19 protein-coding genes are annotated in these 20,052 nt (G+C 58.3%); 10 read left to right on the top strand and 9 right to left on the bottom strand.

The window, feature by feature from the left end:
* Positions 1-423: 423 nt before the first annotated feature.
* The 3 genes from ABVT36_RS11005 (at position 424) to ABVT36_RS10995 (ending at position 4,958) form a co-directional block, all read left to right on the top strand.
* Positions 424-3,027 carry a hypothetical protein gene (locus ABVT36_RS11005; protein WP_368456621.1) on the top strand — a complete coding sequence of 868 codons (2,604 nt, stop codon included), beginning with the start codon at positions 424-426 and terminating at the stop codon, positions 3,025-3,027.
* A 324-nt stretch (positions 3,028-3,351) separates the two neighbouring features.
* Positions 3,352-3,882: a phosphatase PAP2 family protein gene (locus tag ABVT36_RS11000; RefSeq protein WP_368456620.1), complete on the top strand. Its 531-nt coding sequence runs from the start codon at positions 3,352-3,354 to the stop codon at positions 3,880-3,882.
* Positions 3,879-4,958 carry an MJ1255/VC2487 family glycosyltransferase gene (locus tag ABVT36_RS10995; RefSeq protein WP_368456619.1) on the top strand — a complete coding sequence of 360 codons (1,080 nt, stop codon included), beginning with the start codon at positions 3,879-3,881 and terminating at the stop codon, positions 4,956-4,958. Before ABVT36_RS11000 ends, ABVT36_RS10995 begins: the two co-directional genes overlap by 4 nt.
* Before the next feature lie 24 nt (positions 4,959-4,982).
* Here ABVT36_RS10995 and ABVT36_RS10990 read toward each other — a convergent pair whose 3' ends face one another.
* From ABVT36_RS10990 to ABVT36_RS10960, 7 genes are all read right to left on the bottom strand, one after another.
* Positions 4,983-6,350 (bottom strand): ATP-binding protein, encoded by a 1,368-nt coding sequence (locus ABVT36_RS10990; RefSeq protein WP_368456640.1) that lies wholly within the window; start codon positions 6,348-6,350, stop codon positions 4,983-4,985.
* Between the two features lie 14 nt (positions 6,351-6,364).
* Positions 6,365-7,048, bottom strand: coding sequence for a response regulator transcription factor (locus tag ABVT36_RS10985; RefSeq protein ID WP_368456618.1), 684 nt, complete (start codon positions 7,046-7,048; stop codon positions 6,365-6,367).
* Positions 7,049-7,090: 42 nt separating this feature from the next.
* A complete protein-coding gene (locus ABVT36_RS10980) occupies positions 7,091-7,405 on the bottom strand; it encodes a PepSY domain-containing protein (RefSeq protein ID WP_368456617.1) in 315 nt (104 codons plus the stop codon).
* Positions 7,406-7,459: 54 nt separating this feature from the next.
* The gene (locus ABVT36_RS10975) at positions 7,460-7,999 is read right to left on the bottom strand and encodes a glycine zipper 2TM domain-containing protein (protein WP_368456616.1); all 540 of its coding nucleotides are present in this window, start codon (positions 7,997-7,999) and stop codon (positions 7,460-7,462) included.
* Between the two features lie 107 nt (positions 8,000-8,106).
* The gene (locus ABVT36_RS10970) at positions 8,107-9,477 is read right to left on the bottom strand and encodes an L-cystine transporter (protein ID WP_368456615.1); all 1,371 of its coding nucleotides are present in this window, start codon (positions 9,475-9,477) and stop codon (positions 8,107-8,109) included.
* 41 nt (positions 9,478-9,518) lie between these two features.
* Positions 9,519-9,968, bottom strand: a complete 450-nt coding sequence (locus ABVT36_RS10965) for a TlpA family protein disulfide reductase (protein ID WP_368456614.1) — start codon at positions 9,966-9,968, stop codon at positions 9,519-9,521.
* A complete protein-coding gene (locus tag ABVT36_RS10960) occupies positions 9,931-11,286 on the bottom strand; it encodes a YihY family inner membrane protein (RefSeq protein WP_368456613.1) in 1,356 nt (451 codons plus the stop codon). The genes ABVT36_RS10965 and ABVT36_RS10960 overlap by 38 nt, the downstream gene beginning before the upstream one ends.
* A gap of 111 nt (positions 11,287-11,397) precedes the next feature.
* On the opposite strand from ABVT36_RS10960, the gene arsC reads away from it, so the two are divergent.
* The 4 genes from arsC to sppA all read left to right on the top strand — a co-directional run bounded on the left by arsC (position 11,398) and on the right by sppA (position 14,664).
* Positions 11,398-11,742 carry an arsenate reductase (glutaredoxin) gene (arsC, locus tag ABVT36_RS10955; RefSeq protein ID WP_368456612.1) on the top strand — a complete coding sequence of 115 codons (345 nt, stop codon included), beginning with the start codon at positions 11,398-11,400 and terminating at the stop codon, positions 11,740-11,742.
* Complete coding sequence (wrbA, locus tag ABVT36_RS10950; RefSeq protein WP_368456611.1) at positions 11,739-12,356, top strand: NAD(P)H:quinone oxidoreductase; 618 nt, start codon at positions 11,739-11,741, stop codon at positions 12,354-12,356. The genes arsC and wrbA overlap by 4 nt, the downstream gene beginning before the upstream one ends.
* The gene (locus tag ABVT36_RS10945) at positions 12,353-12,700 is read left to right on the top strand and encodes a DUF2069 domain-containing protein (RefSeq protein WP_368456610.1); all 348 of its coding nucleotides are present in this window, start codon (positions 12,353-12,355) and stop codon (positions 12,698-12,700) included. Before wrbA ends, ABVT36_RS10945 begins: the two co-directional genes overlap by 4 nt.
* A gap of 98 nt (positions 12,701-12,798) precedes the next feature.
* Positions 12,799-14,664, top strand: coding sequence for a signal peptide peptidase SppA (gene sppA, locus ABVT36_RS10940; RefSeq protein ID WP_368456609.1), 1,866 nt, complete (start codon positions 12,799-12,801; stop codon positions 14,662-14,664).
* Positions 14,665-14,829: 165 nt separating this feature from the next.
* Here the strand turns inward: sppA and ABVT36_RS10935 are convergent, their stop codons facing one another.
* On the bottom strand, positions 14,830-16,206 hold the full coding sequence (locus ABVT36_RS10935) for a DASS family sodium-coupled anion symporter (RefSeq protein WP_368456608.1): 1,377 nt from the start codon (positions 16,204-16,206) through the stop codon (positions 14,830-14,832).
* Between the two features lie 469 nt (positions 16,207-16,675).
* Here ABVT36_RS10935 and ABVT36_RS10930 point away from each other — a divergent pair, with 469 nt between their 5' ends.
* From ABVT36_RS10930 to ABVT36_RS10920, 3 genes are all read left to right on the top strand, one after another.
* Positions 16,676-17,041 (top strand): hypothetical protein, encoded by a 366-nt coding sequence (locus ABVT36_RS10930; protein ID WP_368456607.1) that lies wholly within the window; start codon positions 16,676-16,678, stop codon positions 17,039-17,041.
* On the top strand, positions 17,041-17,901 hold the full coding sequence (locus ABVT36_RS10925) for a hypothetical protein (RefSeq protein ID WP_368456606.1): 861 nt from the start codon (positions 17,041-17,043) through the stop codon (positions 17,899-17,901). Before ABVT36_RS10930 ends, ABVT36_RS10925 begins: the two co-directional genes overlap by 1 nt.
* Positions 17,902-18,322: 421 nt before the next feature.
* Positions 18,323-18,907: an exopolysaccharide biosynthesis protein gene (locus ABVT36_RS10920; protein WP_368456605.1), complete on the top strand. Its 585-nt coding sequence runs from the start codon at positions 18,323-18,325 to the stop codon at positions 18,905-18,907.
* A 413-nt stretch (positions 18,908-19,320) separates the two neighbouring features.
* On the opposite strand, the gene ABVT36_RS10915 is transcribed toward ABVT36_RS10920, so the two are convergent.
* Positions 19,321-19,956, bottom strand: a complete 636-nt coding sequence (locus ABVT36_RS10915; protein ID WP_368456604.1) for a lysostaphin resistance A-like protein — start codon at positions 19,954-19,956, stop codon at positions 19,321-19,323.
* Positions 19,957-20,052 lie beyond the last annotated feature (96 nt).

The following is a 20,052-nucleotide window of genomic DNA, read 5'->3' as shown; positions in this document are numbered from 1 at the left end:
TACTCGCGGACTCGACGCAAAGCCTGAGGTTGCACCGAATTAATCAGAGACTCCACAACCAGTACGCAGTAACTCCACAATTTATTTTACTACTGGATCAAGGACACTTCCCCAGAAAATTAATGGAAAAAATTTCGCCAGCAGGTTGCTATTCCAAACAAAAATACCCGGACTGCAAATCATGCGTGTAACCGGTTGAGTTTCGATAGAGAGTCAGCGCACAAGCGCCACCAGCCTGGACATATAAAGTCCCGGCGAGCCTTTTACATACCAACTCCAGGAGGGATCAATTTATCAGCGGCCTGATAATTTGGCACAAATAATCTGAGACGTGATAGGCAGTTGTAAATATAAGTATTTTTTATACTGCACTGGCAGGTAAAAAAGTTACGCACTACTAATAAGTACAAAGGATCTATACACATGAGAGCTCTAATAAGAATTTTCCTGGCGGGATCGATATTTCTGCCGGGCTTAGCCTTCTCCGCCGAGGAATGGCAGAGTAAAAATTACTCAGGGGGCAATCAAGTCTGCCTTGATGGCAACTTATACGAAGCCAAATGGTGGGCCGGCTCCTCTGACAAACCGTCACCGGACGCTCCAACATCGGTAGCTGACCCTAACTGGGGTCAAGAGGCATGGTTACTGATTGAGTTGAATGCAGTGGAATGTGGAGGTGAAGATACTACGGTCAATACAGCACCTATTGTAGTATTGGAGCCAGAAATAACAGTACAAACGCCTACAGCAGTTACCCTTGATGCCAGTGGCTCTTATGACGAACAGTCAGATGCCTTAACGTATCAATGGACCCAAATACAAGGCCTGACGCTACCTATAGCGAATGCAGGTCAGGCAAAAGCAACCATTGACCTTCCAAGCCTATCCGAAGATACAAGTTTTATCTTTGAAGTAGCTGTATCGGATGGCACATCCACAGCGAGCAGAAGTATTATCATTGATGCCCGGGCATCTGTAGCTGACAATCATGCACCGGTAGCCAATGCAGGCGCTGACTTCACCGTTCAGTTACCGAAGCAAAATATCAGTCTAAATGCATCGGCTTCAACGGATGCAGACGGCGATAACCTGACCTATCACTGGACACAGATTTCAGGCCCCCAGGTTTTACTCCACAATAGTATGACTGCGCTTCCTTATTTTTCCGTTGTGAGCTTGGAAACCGAGGCCCAGTATATCTTTGAAGTAAAGGTAAGCGATGGAGTAGAGACAGCTGCGGACCGCGTGACTGTGACTTTAAAGCCAGAAGCGTTGGGAGGTGACAGCGCTTACCAATATGATATTGGTCAAATAAATACGAAAAATGCGCTAGAAGAAAATACCGTATTTATTGTTCAGATAAATAATCCTTCAGATTCACTTGATTTTGAATGCAGCATTCCAGCGGGCTGGTTACTGAATTACCAGTGGCCTTATCAGCTTGGAAAATGTGTTAACGGTATGACGGATACTGTCAAGATCGGTGAAAAAAGTTCAGATACAAATCTTATTGCACCGCTTCAATCCAGCTATAGAAACCGAATTTGGGCAAAAGATGCCAGCACACAATTTGACTATCGGATAAAACAGGAGACCAACCAGCAAGGCGAAACTGTAGAATACCAAAACAACAGATTAATTAGAATCAAGCTGGATAAAACACAAACCAAGGCAGCCAAATCCTCACAATTATTATTAAGCCATATACTTGAACTCAACAAGCCTGCAAAAGTCGACCTAAGCAACATTTCCATAACAGACAATACGCTGACAAACAATACGCCTTATACATTAAACAAATTAAATCTGGCATTGAATAACAATGTATTCAAGGTAACCTTGGAACCTTCACTGCCGGCTTACTCAAAGGCAAATATTGCCACTGAATGGACTGGTGCCACAGTTATCAACTCTGAATCAATATCGAATTCAGTCATTAACTATCAGGCACAAAGGATACACGTTCAGACTTCCAATTCGCGTTATTTGAATAACGTGGAGCGCTCGAACTCTGAAAAAGCTCAAATTTATGATCGCTTTATGATGAACTCTCCGGAAAGTTTAAATGAAGTGACTGAACACTTAAAGCTTATTTGCAACGATAATTCCACCTGTAAAAACTACGGAGATACCGCTGAAAACTATGCAATAGATACTTATTTTGCCAAGTCAGTATCTGCTGTAAATACTGACTTGTGGATTGATAACGATGTATGGGGTTTGGCGACTGCATCAGCGTTAAGCTTTATTGCAACCTCCATGTCAGAGAACAGTCACGTAATCTGGATGCATCCCACACTGATGGGTTATATGGCAACGGGAACCTACAGCAAGCAGATAGAGGGTTGGCAGGCGTTAATACATGAGTATTATCATAATCATGGATTTGGTCATGCGGACGGATGGCCATCAGCAAATGGAATCGATGATTTGTTTGGTAAAAAAGTAGTCGATGACTATCTGGTTAATATCGGAACCCAGTATATTCCATCCGACATCGTTACAATGCGACGTTACGATAAAACCAGCGATGAGTATATTTTTGAGCTTTACAGCGATAAATTTGATGTTGAGCAATTAAGTTTAAGGCTTTTATCAACGGATGACCTACGCATCGAAGTTACCCAAAATAATACCAATCAAGTAAAACTAAAATTTGTAGATACACCAGTGGCTGGCGTGTACCTGTCATTTTTTACGGACAAATCGCCGCAAATGTCAACCGTCGCACTGGATTTCACAGTTGAAATAAACACGAAGTTAGCACTGGGCAAATTTAATGATAATATTGCAGGCTTGCTGTCCGAGTACGATATTATTTACGTCAGTACAGCAGATGGGGCCTGGGCTGGAGAGTTTTATCTTCCAAGTGACAACGTCCAAAAAGGTAAAATCGTGAGTTTTACTCATAAGGCCACCTACTCGTCTTCTATCTACCATGACGGGCTTAGAGAGGTAATTAGAACAGGGGAAGATCGGGCCTATGAATTCAATGGAACCCATTGGGAAGTTATAGATGAAGAGTAAAACTTTACGCCCGACCCGGTAGCCAATAGGCTGCGGAAAAAGATATGCCAGCACCTGCTATATAGGCAGGAAGGTTGGGGCCGCAAATCAGGCCTGTAACGCGTGATTTGCGGCCGGCAAGCCCTTACCCAGGGCCTGTGGCGTCAATTGAACGTGTTGGCTCCTCAAGGACAAGCAGCCCTGACCTTCGCCAAGCGGTGCCACAGGCTTCGCTGGGGTAGTAATCAATGTATCAGAGGTTTCCGGAGCCCACCCCTCCAAATTTCATTTTCCTGACATAAATCTGTCAACACTGCGCAATCTGTGCCGCCTAAGTTGGCTCCCATGCGAAACCTAGCCGTCACTATCAAAAGTTTCGACGTGTCACTGGCCCTGCGTATGGTGCAGCGCGCTTCGAGACCCTCGTCCTGCAAAAGCTATCTGTGGCTGTCCAGGTCCGCGGACGGTTGGCTCTATCTGCTCTCGCCCCTGGCAGTGGCACTGGTCAGCGGCACCGCCGCTGCGATCAAGTTTTTATACATCTGTGGCGCCGCCTTCGCCGTGGAGCGATCCCTCTACTGGACCATCAAAAACACCACCCGGCGGCTGCGCCCGCCGCAGGCGATTCCCGGCATGCGCTCGATCATTGTCGCGAGTGACCGTTTCAGCCTGCCTTCCGGGCACACCTCCGGCGCCTTCCTGTTCGTCACCCTGTCGTCCCAGCTATTGAGCCCCCTGTGCGCCCTGGGCTACTGCTGGGCCGCGGGCGTGGGCACCTCGCGTGTCGGCCTGGGTGTACACTTCCCCACCGATGTGTGTGCCGGCGCGGCGCTGGGCACCGGTGTCGGCCTGGCACTGGGCGGAGTTGTGCTGTGAAAATACTCTATGGGGTACAGGGTACGGGCAATGGACATATTTCCCGCGCCCGGGCCATGGCCAAGGCGCTGCAAAACCACCCGCACTTGGAAGTGCAGTGGCTGTTTACTGGCCGCCCCCGCGACAAACTGTTCAGCATGGACGCGTTTGGGGACTTCTGGTGGCGTGAAGGGCTGACTTTTGTGCACCGCAAGGGCAGGATCGACCAATTGGCGACCGCCAGGCAACTGCACCCCGGCCGGCTGTTCAGGGACATCCGCGCGCTGCCGGTGCGCGACTACGATCTGGTGATCAGCGATTTCGAACCTGTGTCCGCCTGGGCGGCCAGGTATCGCGGCAGAGACAGCCTCGGCCTGGGGCACCAGTACGCCTTTGCCTATCCAATACCGGCGCCGCGCCACAACTGGCTGGCCCGCGCCATACTGCGGCTGTTCGCACCCACAAAGACCGGCCTCGGCAACCACTGGTATCACTTCGGCAACCCTATTCTGCCGCCCATTGCCCAAACCCACAGCGGGGACGCCAGCGACGGTGATCATATCCTCGTCTACCTGCCGTTCGAGCACCACGAAACCCTGTTGCGGGAACTGGCCAAACTACCCCAGCGGTTTATCGTCTACGGTGTGCCCACCGACCTCGCCGCGGCACAGAATCTGCTTCTGCGCCCCCCCTCGGTGGGCGGCTTCCAGCGGGACCTGGCCTCCGCGCAGGCGGTCATCTGCAACAGCGGCTTCGAGCTGATCGCGGAGACGCTGGCACTGGGCAAGCCCATCCTCAGCCGCCCCCTGGCGGGACAGTTCGAACAGGAAGCCAACGCCCGGGCGCTCTCGATGCTGCAGTTGGCACAGGTGGTGAAAAACCTGGATGCCGACAGTATCGGCAGCTGGCTGGCCACCGATCCCACCGGCGTGTGTATCCAGTGGCCGGATGTGGCCGCCAGTATCGCCCTCTGGCTGGCCGAGGGTCGCAAAGTGCCGGTGCAGGCGCTGGCGGACAGCCTCTGGCGACAGGTGACACCCGGTGGGAGCGAGCGGGGCAACGCTGCGCTGCAGGTGGCGGCGGACTATGGCCTGTGAGATTTGCGCTGTGGACGCGCCGGCTTATTTGAGGTCGATGGAGATCTCCGCGCCTCCCATCGCCGACGGCGCCACGGCGATATCACCGCCATAGCTGTGTACTATATCGATCACAATCGCGAGACCTATGCCCTGCCCCGGCTGTCGCTCGTCCGCGCGCACACCCCGCTGGGTCACTTTGCGCCACTGGTCTTCGCTGATACCGGGGCCGTTATCCGCAACGCTGATGTGCAGTCCCCGATCACTGTCGTGATTTTTGATGGCGGCCTCGATGCGCCCGGCGCCGTATTTATAGGCGTTGTCCAGCAGGTTGCCCAACAGCTCCATCAAATCACCTTCATCACCGTAAAACAGGGTGTCTTCCGGGCAGTGTAAACTGACCTCGGCAGGTGTCTCCCGGTAGACTTTTTCCAGCGCTGCAACAATCTTTTGCGCCAGCGGCGCCACTTCGACACCGCGCAGAATCGACTTGGGAGTAGTTGCCACGGCGCGCTGCAACTGGTAGCTGACAATAGCGTCCATGCGCTGCACCTGTTCAATGAGATTGTTGTAGGCAGTGCGCGGGTCGGCGGAGAAATTCAATCCCTTGAGTACCGCCAGTGGCGTTTTCATACTGTGGGCCAGATCCGCGAGGGTGTTGCGGGTTTTCTCCCGCTGGCGGCGTTCATTCTCTATCAGCAGATTGAGGTTGTCGGTGAGGGGTTGCAATTCCCGCGGAAAATTGCCCTGTAGCGTATCGCTGCCACCACGCTGCATTTTCTGCAGCGCCCGGGCGACTGTATTCAGCGGCGCCAGGCCCCAGCGCAACACCAGCCACTGGACCAGCACCAGCAGCACGGCACCGAACCCCAGCCAGCGCCAAAGCGTGGAGCGGAATTGTGCAACCTGGGCGCGCAGGGGTGCAGCGTCCTCCAATACCGCAAAGGTAAACTGCTGCTGGTTGTCCAGCCCCCAGGCGACGCCCTGGCGAAAACTGGAATAGCGCCGTCCCTCCGCGTCACCATCGGCGGCGTCGGGCATGACAATCTGGGTGAAGGCCTGGTCCCCCTGGGGCAGTGGGCGGAGTTGTATCTGGCGGGGTGATATGGCCGACGCCGAACGCCAGATGAGTTTGCCGCTCCCATCAATCACCATACCAATCAGGCCGGAATCCGGCTGGTTGAAGCGCTGCTCCGGCAGTACCGGGGGAAAATAGAGCCGCTCCCCATCCGGTTCCGCCACCGCCAGCAGGGTGTAGACATGCAGTTGCAGCTCGCGCTGTTTCGCCTCCGCCAGCGATATGCGATAGGCGTGCTCCAGCGCACCGGAAATAAACAGTACGAAGATCACCAGCACCGCCGCGGTGACCAGAGACAGACGCCCCTTGAGGGAATTGAGCCAGCTAGCGCGCACGGACAAGGGCCCGTCTAGCGGGATTCATCCGGCGCGACAAATCGATAGCCGCGCCCGCGCAATGTCTCGATCGGCTTCAGCTGCGCTACCGTTTCGAACTTCCTGCGCAGCCGGCCGATAAAAACCTCGATCACATTGCTGTCCCGGTCGCAGTCCTGCTCGTAGATATGCTCCGTCAACACGGTTTTCGAAACCACCTGGTCCGGGTGCAGCATCAGGTATTCGAGTACCTTGTACTCGAACGAAGTCAGTTCCAGCTCTGCACCATCCACCGTCACCCTCTGGGCGCTGGTGTCCAGGGCAATGGACCCGGCCTTGATGGTGGGCGAGGAAAATCCCGCGGAGCGGCGCACCAGTGCGTTCAGGCGGGCCAGCAACTCTTCGGTGTGAAAGGGCTTCACCAGGTAATCATCGCCGCCCGCTTCGAGTCCGGCGACACGCTCCTGCCAGTGCCCCCGGGCGGTGAGAATCAGGATGGGAAAGTGTTTATCTTCGTCCCGCAGGGTCTGAATAACCTGGATGCCATCTATTTCCGGCAGGCCCAGATCCATCACCCCCACGTCGTAGGAGTATTCGCGTCCCAGGTACAGGGCCTCCCGTCCGTCCGGCGCTTCGTCCACCGTATAGCCGGCAGTGCGCAGGGAGTCCGCCAGCTGCAGGCGCAACAACTCCTCGTCTTCCACTAGCAATGCGCGCATGGCAATTCCCCCGCTGATTCAGCGCTAACCCTGGTCCGCGGCTCAGGATGAAATCCGGCCGGTCTTCTTGTCCACATAGACCACATAGACCTGACTTTGATCCGAAAGCCCCTTGACCCGATACATGCGGCGACCATCTCTTTTGACCACCGATATGGCCAGAATCTTGCCGCCATATCGACGCTTGACGATCTCCGCTGCCTCACTGCGGGAGACTCCCGATTGCTGCACCAGGGTAAACAGCGGCTCCTTTATACCGCTGTAGTCGACCGTACGCGCCTGTAAAGGCGGGGCCATTAGGCCCGCGAGCACAGCCGCCGCCAGGTACGGGGACAGCCAGACGCCGGGAAATTTCACTGTTTCGCTCCTGTAAACACCGGTTAGACGCGCCCCTATTCACAGTGCCCCCAACTACCAGGCCGGAGACACATCGACGCGGACCCTGATTCTATCGCCCGGATGCCGTTCCGTGCGAGTCAAATACTCCCGGCCATTGTAGTCGTAGCGCACATCGTATCCGACCAGCTCGCGGCGGGTGGTGAATTCGTCCACAGTCCGGCAGCGCTGCTCGGTGACATAGCGGGAGTGGCGCTGACTGCTGATGCTGTGCCCTATGGCCGCACCCACCGCGGCACCGGCCACAGTGCGCGCCTTGCGGCCGCGACTGCGGTGATCCAATTGATTGCCCACCGCCGCGCCGATCAGACCACCGAGAAGCGTGCCCGCGGGATTGGCCCGCCCCGGGTAGGCCACCTGCTCATCCCAACACTGGGTGCGCGGGGTCCGCACCTGGACGTCCGTATACACCGGCGCCACGTCCACCACCCGGGCAAAATCGTAATCCCCACCGGAATAGCCACCGGAATGGTAGCCGCCGGCCCTTACCCCGGCACTGACACCCACCAAGCCGACTACCAGCGCGGCAAACAAAATGTGTTTATACGACGTCATGACTCAAGCTCTCATCTGGCAATGATGGGAGCACTCTAGTACCGCGTCGCTGAATCGAGGCTGAACCCGATAGCCGGTGGCGGCCGGGGGTCGCTGCAACAGGGGGATCAGGGGCGCGCCAGCTCCGGTGCCGCCGCCGATGCGTCACCCAACCAGCGCTGGGTGAGGGTACCGGCGGTCATGGCACCGTTGACGTTGAGGGCCGTGCGCGCCATATCGATCAGCGGTTCCACCGAAATCAGCAGCGCGGCAATGGTCACCGGCAGCCCCATGGCCGGCAATACCACCAGAGCGGCAAATGTGGCGCCCCCGCCAACACCGGCGATACCGAAGGAGCTGATCACCACCACCGCCACCAGGGTGGTCAGCCAGAGCGGATCCAGGACATTGATGCCCATGGGCACCGCCACCATGACCGCCAGCATGGCGGGGTAGATACCGGCGCAACCGTTCTGGCCGATGGTCGCGCCAAAAGACGCGGAAAAATTGGCGATCGCCGGGGCGTTGCCCAGGCCGCCGATCTGCGTTTCCACATTGAGGGGAATGGTCGCCGCACTGGAGCGCGAGCTGAACGCGAATACCAGTACCGGCCAGACCTTGGCGAAATAGCGCCGCGGGGACACGCCATTCGCCATCAGCAGGAGCCCGTGGACCACAAACATCAGCGCTATGGCCACAAATGAGGCCAACACAAAGCTGAACAGATTGAGTATGTCCGCCCAGCTGGATCTGGCCACCAGACCCGCCACCAGAGCCATAACCCCGTAGGGTGTGAACGCCATCACCAGGCGCACCAGCTTCATGATCCAGCTCTGGGCGACACCGACAAACTGTTCGATCAGCGCACCCTGCTCCGGGTTGTCTCGGCGCACCGCCAGTGCCGCCAGCCCCAGCAAAATGGCAAATACAACCACCGCGATTACGGAAGTATCGCGGGCACCGGTCAAATCGTAAAAAATATTCTTGGGGATAAACGACAGCAGCATCGCCGGGATGGACAGTCCCTCCACCCGCCCAAGGCGCTGGTCCAGCACTTCTGCCCGCGCAACCTCGCGGGCGCCTTCCACCAGACCGCTGGCGGTGAGGCCGAACAGCTGTGCCATCAACACCCCCACCAACGCCGCTATGGCGGTAGTACCCAGCAGTACCGCCAGGACCGACAGGCTGATCTTGCCCAGGGAGCGGGTGCTGCTGATCCGGACAACCGCACCGAGGATGGACACCAGCACCAGCGGCATCACCAGCAGGTGCAGCAGGTTCACGTAGCCGTCGCCGAGCAGGTCGACCCAGGCCAGTACCTCCTGTGTCGGTGCCGCCGCCCACTGGCGCGCCAGCTGCAAAAAGCCGGCGTAGACAGCGCCCAGTACCAGCCCCGCGAAGACGGCCGGGGCCAGTGATTCGCGACTGCGGTGCCAGCGATTCAGAGACCACAGCAGCACCAGAAACAGTCCGAGCAGCAACAGTGTACTCATTTGCATGATTGTTTATCCCGATCCGCACAGGGCGGTTATTCCAGTCGTCATTCCACCGCGTCGGCGTCCTGCCCCAGCAGCACCGCCACCGCCTCGCGCAGGGTATCCGTCGTCTGTGGCCCCACCAATGTTACACGCCAGCGGCCATCGGGACCGATAATCAAAGTGCTCGGCAGCACACTGGGCCGGGGGCGGTCCCATCTCCACGCCGGGTCGTCGGCCAGCAGGGGAAACTCGATACCCAACTGCCGCGCCTGCCGCGCGACAGTCTCCGCGGGCAGCTGGTCGTAATTGACCCCGACCACCTGCACCCCATCCATCTCGCGGGCGAAGTGGTTGAGTTCCGGGATCTCCTCGCGACAGGGCTTGCACCACTCCGCCCAGTAATTCACCAGCAGTACCCGACCGCTGGTGGGAACGGGCTCGCCACCGATTGTCTGCAGCCCGTCGCCGCCCCGGTTACACCCGCTTATTCCGGCGACCGATAACAGAAACACCGCCCACAGAATCGCTGCCGGATTTAGTGTTGGCTTTACTACTTTCAGCTTCATTATTTCCCCGCTGTGCCTTACCGCCACTTGCCTTCGCCGCCTCTTCCCTTTCCAGGGTCGCGCGAAACAGCGCGCCGAGGCTGAACTCCAGTTGCTGGGCGGCGAACTCCTGCGTATCGGTAAACTTCTGCTCCACCTCCCGGTACCAGGGCTGGCTGCCGAGTTCACCGTGCCGGTAACTGGGTATCGCCGCCGGATTGAGCCAGTCCACCAACTGCATCACCGTAACCGAATCCAGATCCCGCTGCATCAGATAGTCGCCGCGTTCCGTCTGTGCCAGCAGCTTGTGCTTTTCGAGGGTTTGGCGAATGCGCGCCCACTGGAAGGGCTTGATGCCCGCGCGGGATATATCCTGCTCCCTGAGCGACAATCCCTGCTGGTATCGTTTGAACAGTTCCCACAAGAGTACCAGCGCGGCGGCAATATCCGTGTATTGGCGCCCCTGTGCCGCGGCGTGGTAGACCGACAGGGTTCGCACCAGTACACAGCCCGCCAGGACTATCACCCAGATGAGGTAAATCCAAAGCAGAAACAGGGGCACAAACGCAAAGGCGCCGTAGATGGCCTGCACGGAACTGCGTGCCACCACCAACCCAAACAGATTTTTCGCCACCTCAAACGCAAAGGCGGTGATCACCCCCCCCACCAGACCGTAGCGAAACCGCACCCGACAATTTGGGACCGCAATAAACAACAGGGTAAATGCGAGAGTGGTGAAAACCCCCGGCAACCAGCTCAAAATTATCGGCACCACCCCCAGAGTATCGCTTTCGGACAGGAAAAAGCGCTGCGACATCAGATAAGTGGTGGCCGCCAGACCGGCGCCCAGCAAAATAGGACCCAGGCTCAACACCGCCCAGTACAACAGGAAACTGGAGACACCTTTACGGCCCCGGGGAATATCCCAGATAGCGTTAAAAGTAGCTTCGATATTGCGCAGCATAAAGCCGGAAGTCACCAGCAGGATCGCAATACCGGCACCGGTGAGCCGCTGCGCCTGGGAGGAGAAGCTGCTGATGTACTCCTGTACTTCGCGGCCGCTCTCCGGCACAAAGTGGGTAAAAATCTGTTCCTGCAGGCGCTTTTCCAGACCGGCGAAATCCGGAAACAGGGACAGCATCGCGTAGCTGACCGTCACCAGCGGCACAATGGCGAACAGTGTCATATAGGTGAGCGCCGCGGCGTTCTGGCGGCAGTTTTTATCGTTGAACAACACCCACAGGGAAGTGAGAAAGCGACGCCAGCGATGCACCAGTTCCGTCATGGTGAATTCCACTCTTTAGATTGTCCGGCCGCTCTAAAGGTCCTGTTACAACATAGGACGGATCTGGTCAGCCTGTTAGAATACGCCAAACCTTAACAGGATCCTGTGCCAATGTGGACGATTTACCATAACCCGCGCTGTTCAAAATCCCGCCAAACCATGCAGCTGCTGCAGGATCGTGGCATTGAACCGAACACAGTCCTCTACCTGGAAACGCCGCCGTCCGCCACAACCCTGGCCGAACTGCTGCGCCAACTGGGTATCACCGCCCGAGACCTGTTGCGCACCGGTGAGGAGGAATACAAGGCGCTGCAACTGGGGGAAGCCGGCCTCAGCGAGGCGCAGCTGATCGACGCCATGGCGCAGCATCCCCGACTGATCCAGCGCCCCATCGTCGTCAATGGCGACAAGGCGGTAGTGGCGCGGCCCCCGGAAAAGGTGCTGGAACTGCTGTGAGGGATACCAGCCAGGACTCCGACCCCTATATTCTCGTCCTCTACTACAGCCGCAACGGTTCCACCGCCAAAATGGCCACCGAACTGGCCTGGGGGGTGGAGTCCGCCGGCATCCCCGCGCGACTGCGCACCGTGCCGCCGGTATCCGCGGATACCGAGGCCAGTTTGCCACCTGTGCCGGACTCCGGCGCCCCCTATTGCCATACCGACGAACTGCGCCACTGCGCCGGCCTGCTGCTGGGCAGCCCGACCCGTTTTGGCAATATGGCGGCACCGCTGCGCCACTTTCTCGACCAAACTGGAGATATGTGGCTGGACGGCAGTCTGGCGGGAAAACCCGCCGCCGTCTTTACTTCCACCGGCAGCCTGCACGGCGGCCAGGAGAGCACTCTGATTTCCATGATGCTGCCCCTGCTGCACCACGGCATGCTGATCGCCGGGATTCCCTACTCGGAAGCCGAGCTGATGCACACCAAAACCGGCGGCACCCCATACGGTGCCTCCCACTGGTCCGGGACCGACGGCGCCGACCTGAGCGACGAGGAGAAGTCCCTGTGCCGGGCCCTGGGCGCGCGGGTTGGCAAACTGGCGCGCCAGCTGGGTGAGCGGAAGTGAGCGGTTCCAGCAGCGCAAAACTGCGCTTTGCACAGTCCCTCAACTGGGTCTGCTACCTGGGCATGATACTGCTGTTCACAGTGTGGAACCTGGCGCTTCCAAGTGGTTCGGTGGGGCTTTGGATACTGCAGACGGTGCCGCTGCTGCTGGTGCTGCCGGGGCTGATCCAGCGGCGCAGGAAAAGTTATCTGTGGCTGTGTTTTATCCTGTTGATCTACATCTGCGCCAGCACCGTCGACGTAGTGATGCCTGGGCGCGACTGGCAGCATGGCGCACTCCTGGCCCTAAGCCTTACCCTGTTTTTTAGCGCCATGATGACCAGCCGCTGGCAGCCCAGCCAGTAATACAGCCGGTCCCCGCGGTGCAAACCGCAACGGCACAACCCCTCTGGGGGCAGTGTTGGTGGGCATCCGCCTGCCAGAGTAACGAGGAGTATTGAGGTTTGACAGAATCAGTCCATCGCAAGGGGTTTATCCGCCGCTTTTTCGGCGCCATCGGCGCCATCATTACCTGGTTGCGGCATCTGGTCGCCAATGTGTTATTCCTGTTGATACTGCTGTTTATCGTCGTCCTGATCGTGGGCAAGGAAGAGCGGCTCACCATTCCCCAGGGCGCGGCCCTGCGGCTGGCGCCCGCCGGGTTCCTGGTCGATGAGCTTTCATCCACCGGCGGCCTGCCGGGCCTGCTGGAGGGATCGCGCGCGCCGGTGGAAACCCGCGTGAAGGATCTGGTCGACGCTATCGATTACGCCGCCAAGGACAAACGCATCTCTTCCGTAGTGCTGGAACTGGATTATCTGGTGGGCGGCAGCCTCAGCAAACTGGAGGAAATCGGCGAAGCCCTGCAGCGCTTCAAGACATCCGGCAAACCCATCTATGCGGTGGGTGATAATTTCACCCAGGCGCAATACTTCCTCGCCAGCCACGCCGACGAAATCTACCTCAATCCTATGGGGTCGGTGCTGCTGACCGGCTTTGGCGCCTACCGCAATTATTTCAAGAGCGCGCTGGACAAGCTGAAGATCAACTTCCATGTTTTCCGCGTGGGCGACTACAAGGACTACATAGAACCCTACACCCGCGACGACATGTCCCCCGCCTCGCGGGAGAACAATCAGCGCTGGCTGCACGAACTCTGGACGGAATATACGGAACAGGTGACCGGGCTGCGCGACCTGCCGCCGGACGCCATCGATATCTTTATCGATGAGCTGCCGCAGCAATTGGCTGAGCACCAGGGCAGCTGGGCCGAAGCGGCCCTGGGCAACAAGCTGGTGGACCAACTGGCCAGCCGCCGAGTGGTGGTCAAGAAACTGCAGGAGGATATCGGACTCAGCGACGACAAGCAGAGCTACCTGTCGGTGGATGCCCTGCCCTACCTGCGCCACCAGAAGCTCACCCATATCCCCAACCCCACCGGCAAAACGTCGAAAATCGCCCTGATCTCCGCATCCGGGACCATCATTGACGGCGAGGCCCCGGCGGGACAGATCGGCAGCGCCACTCTGGGCAAACTGATCGCCACTGCCCGTGAGAAGAAGGTAAAAGCCCTGGTGTTGCGCATCGACAGTGGCGGCGGCTCCGCTTTCGCCTCCGAGGCGATCCGCCAGGAACTGCTGGCCACCCGCCAGGCCGGTATCCCGGTGGTAATTTCCATGGGCAGTGTGGCGGCGTCCGGCGGCTATTGGATAGCCACCGGGGGCGACCAGATCTGGGCCTCGCCCTCCACAATTACCGGCTCCATCGGTGTTTTTGGCGCCTTCCCCACCATCGAGGACTCCCTCGAGTACCTGGGCATATACAACGACGGTGTCGGCACCTCCGATCTGGCGGGCGCCATGCGCATCGACCGCGCCCTGCCGGAAGCGGCCGCCAGCGTACTGCAACAGGGGGTTGAGAATACCTATGCCCGGTTCCTGCAGCTGGTGGCTGAATCCCGCGGCAGCACCCCCGAGGAAGTGAACAAAATCGCCCAGGGCCAGGTCTGGACCGGGCGCGCGGCGCAGAAGCTGGGGCTGGTGGATGACCTGGGTAACCTCAACGAAGCCGTCGCCGCCGCGGCAAAGCTGGCGGACCTGGAGGACTACCAGCTGGTGGAGATACAGCGCCCCCTCACTCCGAGCGAACGCCTGATGCGGGCCCTGGCAGACGGTGTGGACGCGCAGCTGGCAGCGCGCCTGGAGGCCAATCTGCCGTTGGCGGCCTGGATCAGCAGCCTGGAACCGGCTCTGGCACCCATCGCCGAGCTGCAGAGCTACCGCGACCCCCGCGCTCTCTATGTCCGCTGTCTGGTCTGCGTAGCCCCCTGACCCAGCTGCCGCAAGCGGTTGTCAGCAATCCCTTGCGGCGTTTCATATGACTGCCCGGGAACAACAATTCCATCCGCGAAGATCGCCGATGGAATTGTCCCTTTGACAACAAAATGGCCGGCAACTGATGCCGGTGGGCATCCCGCCAGTTGAGCCAGAGCATTTTTACACCAGCAAGAGCCCGCTCATTCCCGCGATGATCAGCGACGCCAACACACTGAGCACCACACCCTCCCTGACCATCTCCTGAATTTTCACCTTGCCGGTGCCGTAGGCAATGGCGTTGGGTGCCGTGGCCACCGGCAGCATAAAGGCACAGCTGGCGCACATGGCGGCGGGAATCATCAGCACCATCGGATCCAGGCCCGCGGACTCGGCGGCTACCGCGAGAATCGGCATCAGCAGTGTCGCGGTAGCGGTATTGCTGGTGATCTCCGTAAGAAAAGTGACCGAAAGGCACAACAGCACCAGCATCAGCCACAGGGGCATGGCGGTAAGAAACGCCAGGCCAGCGCCCATCATGTCGCTCAGACCCGAGGCCTGAAACCCCTTGGCAATAGCGATACCGCCGGCAAACAACAACAGCATTCCCCAGGGCACACGCTCGGCACTCTGCCAGTCCAGCAATCGGCCACCGCGGCCATTGGGTACCATAAACATCAACACCACCGCGCCCAGGGCCACGGTGCCGTCGCCGGCGCCCTCAACGCCGAACAGGCCGCTCCAGCCGCCGAAGGGTTCCTTGCGGGTTACCCAGCACAGGATAGCGAGCGCAAACACCGCCAGGGTACGGCGCTCCTCCGGCCGCCAGTCCCCCACCTGCGGCGGCTCGATGGATTTGTCCAGGCGGATACTGCGGGTCAGCCACAGCGCCATCAGCGGCAGTGTCACCAGCACCACCGGCAGGCCTATGCCAAGCCAGTTCACAAAGCTGAACTCGCGCCCGGTGACCTCCTCGTAAATACCCATAAAAATCACATTGGGGGGAGTGCCGATGGGCGTGCCCACGCCCCCCAGACTGGCCGCGTAGGCGATACCCAGAATCAGCGCCACTGTCAGGCGGTGATTGTCCACCCGCGACAGAATCGCCAGGGCGATAGGCAGCATCATCAGGGTGGTGGCGGTATTGGAAATCCACATGCTCAGCAGCCCCGAGGCAAGCATAAATCCCAGCACCAGCCGCCGGCCGCTGGATACGCCCACCAGCTTCAGCATATAGAGCGCCAGTCGCTCGTGGGCACCGCTGTTCTCCAGCGCCTTCGACAGCATAAAGGCGCCCATCAGCAACAGAATGACATGGCTGCCCAGCGCGGAGGCCACCAGCTTGTGGTCCGCCACCCCGAACAGCGGCAGCAATACAAAAGGCACCAGCGAAGTGGCCGGTATGGGCAGCGCCTCCGTCACCCACCAGATCACCGTCAGCAGTGTGATGGCGGCGGTGACCGCCGGCAGGTAGGGCATTCCCAGATAGTCCAGCAGGCCGTAGAAAATTACTGCCAGTACCGGCCCCAAAACGATAAAGTGCTTTCGAGTGATTGCCATAGTGTTATTTTTGTCGGGTTGTCACAGAGCCAGAAGGTCCGGTTTATTGGAACATATTTACTCCCCCCGGTTCCAGCCAGCCAAGGGCAGTTTGGCCAACTCGTACGCCAGTACCGCCCACTGCACTCAGTCGCCATGCCCAGTCTGTCGGGGAAACAAACTGGGGCAATTACCTGCGCCCCTATTTTCACAGGCGCAGTAGAAGCACCCGTTCCAAAACTATCGGGTGGTTGCAAAAGCCTAGCCCGATTTTATTTCAGCCCGGGTTGCGACGAACACCTGCAAAACCTTTTTAGCAGCCTGTTAGACAGCTTAGTAGCGCCGGTACATCGTGCAAAAAATAAAAATTTTATCGATATCCATTGTTTAAACACGATTTTGCAGGCGCAATGGTTTGATGTTTTAATTCCGCGTCCATTGCGGTTTATGGATGCCAACAAAAGATCTCATGGAAATGGGGAGAGAGACAATGAGCTTAACAGCATGGCAGGAAAGTCCGGCCTGTATCGCCACCTATCGCATTCTCGAAAACGACAAACTGTTTGACGCTTTTGACGAGGACGGATTGCCCTTCGCCGATGCCGGGGAGGCCACCATCGGCCATTTACTGCTGTTTTTTGGCAGTGGACATGAAACCGAGCTGCGTGCCAAAAGCTATGCCAAGACATTTCTGAACGCCTTCCGCAAACTGTACCTCAGTGACAGCAAGCTGAGCAGACAGCAATATACTCAAGCCTTTGTGGGTTTGTCTGAAGTATTTACCAACAAAGACTCCACGCTCCTGGCGATCGCCGGCGTGGTGCACGCTGCGTTTTATAACGGGGACTCAGAATAATGGATAAAAGATTTCTATTGATCAGCGGTCTTCTTTTATCCGCGCAGCCGGGCGCCCTCGCTCTTGCCCAAACCGAGACTGACACCGCCGTACTCCCCGAAGCCGAAACTGAAACCCGCTTCAGTCCGCTGAAAGGACTGACCCTGGATCTGAACGTCACAAATTCGTCACCGGAAAATATCAGCGGCCTCGCCCTGGAGTACACCTACAAGCGCAGCATCAACGGTGATTACCGCCAGTGGGGAGACGACGTGGCCCAGTTGTGGTTGCCGCGGGCAAAACTCGAGGCCAATGGCAGCGTCGCGCTGGTGGACGAAAACCCGCAGGATTTCAGCAATGTCACCCTGGATCTGGGTGCAGAGGTCCAGTCCTTTCTGAGCGAAACCGCCATCTATGAAGTGGGCGCATTTTACAGCGAAGAGGGGGACGAGGGTTTCGACAACAACCAGTCGGTGTACGGTGCCACCATGGCCTTTGCGGATACCAATACCCTGCTTGCCAAAGACGACCTGGTGTTCAGGCTGTCCTATGGTTCCGTGGACCCGTCCGGGGATGAACAGCGCAAGCAGCTGTTGGGCGATGCCCTGGAAGACTTCGACCGCGTCCATATGCGTATCGAATATTCAGTGCGGTTGGCCCCCACCAGCACAGTAAAAAAGGTTGAACTGACCTACAACGAATACCGGGAAATGGACGCACCGATGCAGATCCGCGATGCGGACCTGGACCAGTACACCTATTCCACCATCGCGCTGTATCTGCCCAACAACCTGGCACTGACCTTCGGCAAGGGCAGCCTGCCCTTCGACCGGGAGGGAGACCGGATAGTGCAGCTGGGTTATCAAATGCAGACCTGGTGACAAACTTGCTGTCGCCGCTGGCACAGCAACAGGCTGGCCGCGGCAGCGATCTCACAATCAACCGCTATCCCTGCACTGCGGCTCCAGCAGCCACAGCCTCTCCATCCGTATTTGGCTAGCCGGCAATTCGACAGCTGATCCCCCATCTATTGGGCTGCTGCCTTTAAAGATCTGCGCAATCACGCGGAATCGCTGGCTTTTCAACAGCTTGCGCCGGCCTCCGCCCGGCGGTGGCACATCCTTTTACCCCATTGACCCGGCAGCTTATTCAATTGCCCGATTAATCCTGCGCAAACTCTCTCCCGCACAACCCTGGGCCTGTTTACACTAACTGAGTAGGGGCTGTTGTGACAGAAAAAGCGCCAATCGAGGCAAGAGGAGCGAGGCTTGGTTGTTCCAAATGAGCGACGAGTAACGAAAAATGCCGTTTGAATTCACCAGCCTGCAACAGCTGCTGCAACATATTTCGCATACCGCCGAGCACCGCAAGCGCGTATCCCTGGCGCTGGTTGTGCGCGCGGTCGGCCGCCGCTCCTTCGCGCCGCTGTTGCTGCTGGTTGGCATCATCCTGTTTTCACCCCTCAGCGGCATCCCCGGCATCCCCACCCTCATGGCGGTACTGGTCACGCTGGTCGCCGTACAGATGCTGCTGGGCCGCGACCACTTCTGGCTTCCACAGTGGCTGTTGCGGCGCTCCCTGTCCAAACAAAAAATGCTGCGCGCCCTGGGCTGGCTGCAAAAACCGGCGGGATTTATCGATCGCTGGCTGCGACCGCGGCTGCAATTTTTAACCGGGCGCGCCGGTACCAACCTCATCGCACTCATCTGCATGATCATAGCGCTGACCCTGCCGGTGATGGAGTTGGTGCCGCTCTCCGCCACCATCGCCGGCATCGCCCTGACAACCTTCGGCCTGGCGCTGGTCGCCCACGACGGCCTGGTTGCGGCCATCGCCATTGCCCTCACAGTCCTGGCCCTGGCCAGCATAGTGCTCAGCCTTACCTAGGGCCTGTTCACACTAACTGAGATAGCCCTGCTGCTTCAGGTTTTGTGGCCTGCAAGGCAGGAATTGCGCAGTGTGGTGGGTCCACATAAGCAACTTCTAACGCCGCAGGGCGCGAAACCAGGGGCAGCCCTTCGGGTTGTGCCGGAAAAGGCGCCACTCTTCGTTGCTCGTCGCTCATTTGGAACAACCAAACCGCGCTCCTCTTGCCTCGATTGGCACCTTTTCTGTCACAACAGGGCCAACTCCGTTAGTGTGAACAGGCCCTAGCAGGTTGTTGAGAAAGTCCTCCCTGGCTTTCCTCAAACCCTCCACGACAAATCAAGCAGTTACATGCTTGATTTGTGGCCCGAACCTCCCTGTTCGGGACAGCAGGCTGCTGAAAAACACTTTTTCTACGGCCTGCCAGGGCCAACTCAGTTAGTGTCAACAGGCCCTGGGCCCATCGGTACTCCCAGCCAGTGGGGGTATTTCACCAACAGTCCGATCGCCACAAGATCGTATACAGAGTGCCACAACATAACGCCCAGAAGGTCGCCGCTGAGCCAATAGGCCAGCCCCAGTACAAGCCCCATAACCAGCGTTACCGCAAAGTAAATCGGCGACACCGCGTGCAGCAGTGCAAATACCAGCGACGCCAGCGCAATACCCGTAACAGGCCCGCCGAGGCTTGCCAGCCACCCCTGTAAAAAGCCGCGAAACAACAGCTCCTCGCAGATACCCGCCGCCAGGGCCAGGCACACAATCTGCGGCCAGGAAAAGCCACAAAACAGCCGGCTCAGCTGCCGGCAGTGGTGCCTCAGGGTGGCCCCCACCGCCGTATCCGAGCGCGTCAGTGCCATCGCCGCCAGATAGCTCAGCCCCCCGCCCACAAGCCCCACCGCAAGCTCCCGGAGCACCGACGAGCCCGTCTCGGGAAGCGGTAGAGAAGTCAGGTAAAAGCCCGCCGCTGCCAGCAGCAGCAATGCCAGTTGTGACCCCATCAGCAAAACGAACAACCGCTGCGGCGCCTGTGGAGGCCCGGCTATCGCCCCTCCCTCTTCCCGCGTCACCGGCCTGGCCCCTTTTGCGACCCGGGCTCCGGGGGTTCCGGGCAGCGGATAAGAGCTATTGGCTCAAGAGCACTAATCATAAAAAACTATCAAACT

The organism is Microbulbifer sp. TYP-18 (assembly GCF_040932045.1).
Lineage (GTDB): Bacteria > Pseudomonadota > Gammaproteobacteria > Pseudomonadales > Cellvibrionaceae > Microbulbifer.
Note: the sequence above shows the minus strand (reverse complement) of the source record. Positions and strands in the feature narration are given on the sequence as shown.

Bases quoted from the DNA above. Each gene is read 5' to 3' on its own strand.
- arsC (WP_368456612.1), top strand. From the start codon at position 11,398: ATGTGGACGATTTACCATAACCCGCGCTGTTCAAAATCCCGCCAAACC.
- ABVT36_RS10960 (WP_368456613.1), bottom strand. From the start codon at position 11,286: ATGACGGAACTGGTGCATCGCTGGCGTCGCTTTCTCACTTCCCTGTGG.
- ABVT36_RS10925 (WP_368456606.1), top strand. From the start codon at position 17,041: ATGGATAAAAGATTTCTATTGATCAGCGGTCTTCTTTTATCCGCGCAG.
- ABVT36_RS10975 (WP_368456616.1), bottom strand. From the start codon at position 7,999: ATGACGTCGTATAAACACATTTTGTTTGCCGCGCTGGTAGTCGGCTTG.
- ABVT36_RS10920 (WP_368456605.1), top strand. From the start codon at position 18,323: ATGCCGTTTGAATTCACCAGCCTGCAACAGCTGCTGCAACATATTTCG.
- ABVT36_RS10930 (WP_368456607.1), top strand. From the start codon at position 16,676: ATGAGCTTAACAGCATGGCAGGAAAGTCCGGCCTGTATCGCCACCTAT.
- ABVT36_RS10985 (WP_368456618.1), bottom strand. From the start codon at position 7,048: ATGCGCGCATTGCTAGTGGAAGACGAGGAGTTGTTGCGCCTGCAGCTG.
- ABVT36_RS11005 (WP_368456621.1), top strand. From the start codon at position 424: ATGAGAGCTCTAATAAGAATTTTCCTGGCGGGATCGATATTTCTGCCG.
- ABVT36_RS10935 (WP_368456608.1), bottom strand. From the start codon at position 16,206: ATGGCAATCACTCGAAAGCACTTTATCGTTTTGGGGCCGGTACTGGCA.
- ABVT36_RS10970 (WP_368456615.1), bottom strand. From the start codon at position 9,477: ATGCAAATGAGTACACTGTTGCTGCTCGGACTGTTTCTGGTGCTGCTG.
- ABVT36_RS11000 (WP_368456620.1), top strand. From the start codon at position 3,352: ATGCGAAACCTAGCCGTCACTATCAAAAGTTTCGACGTGTCACTGGCC.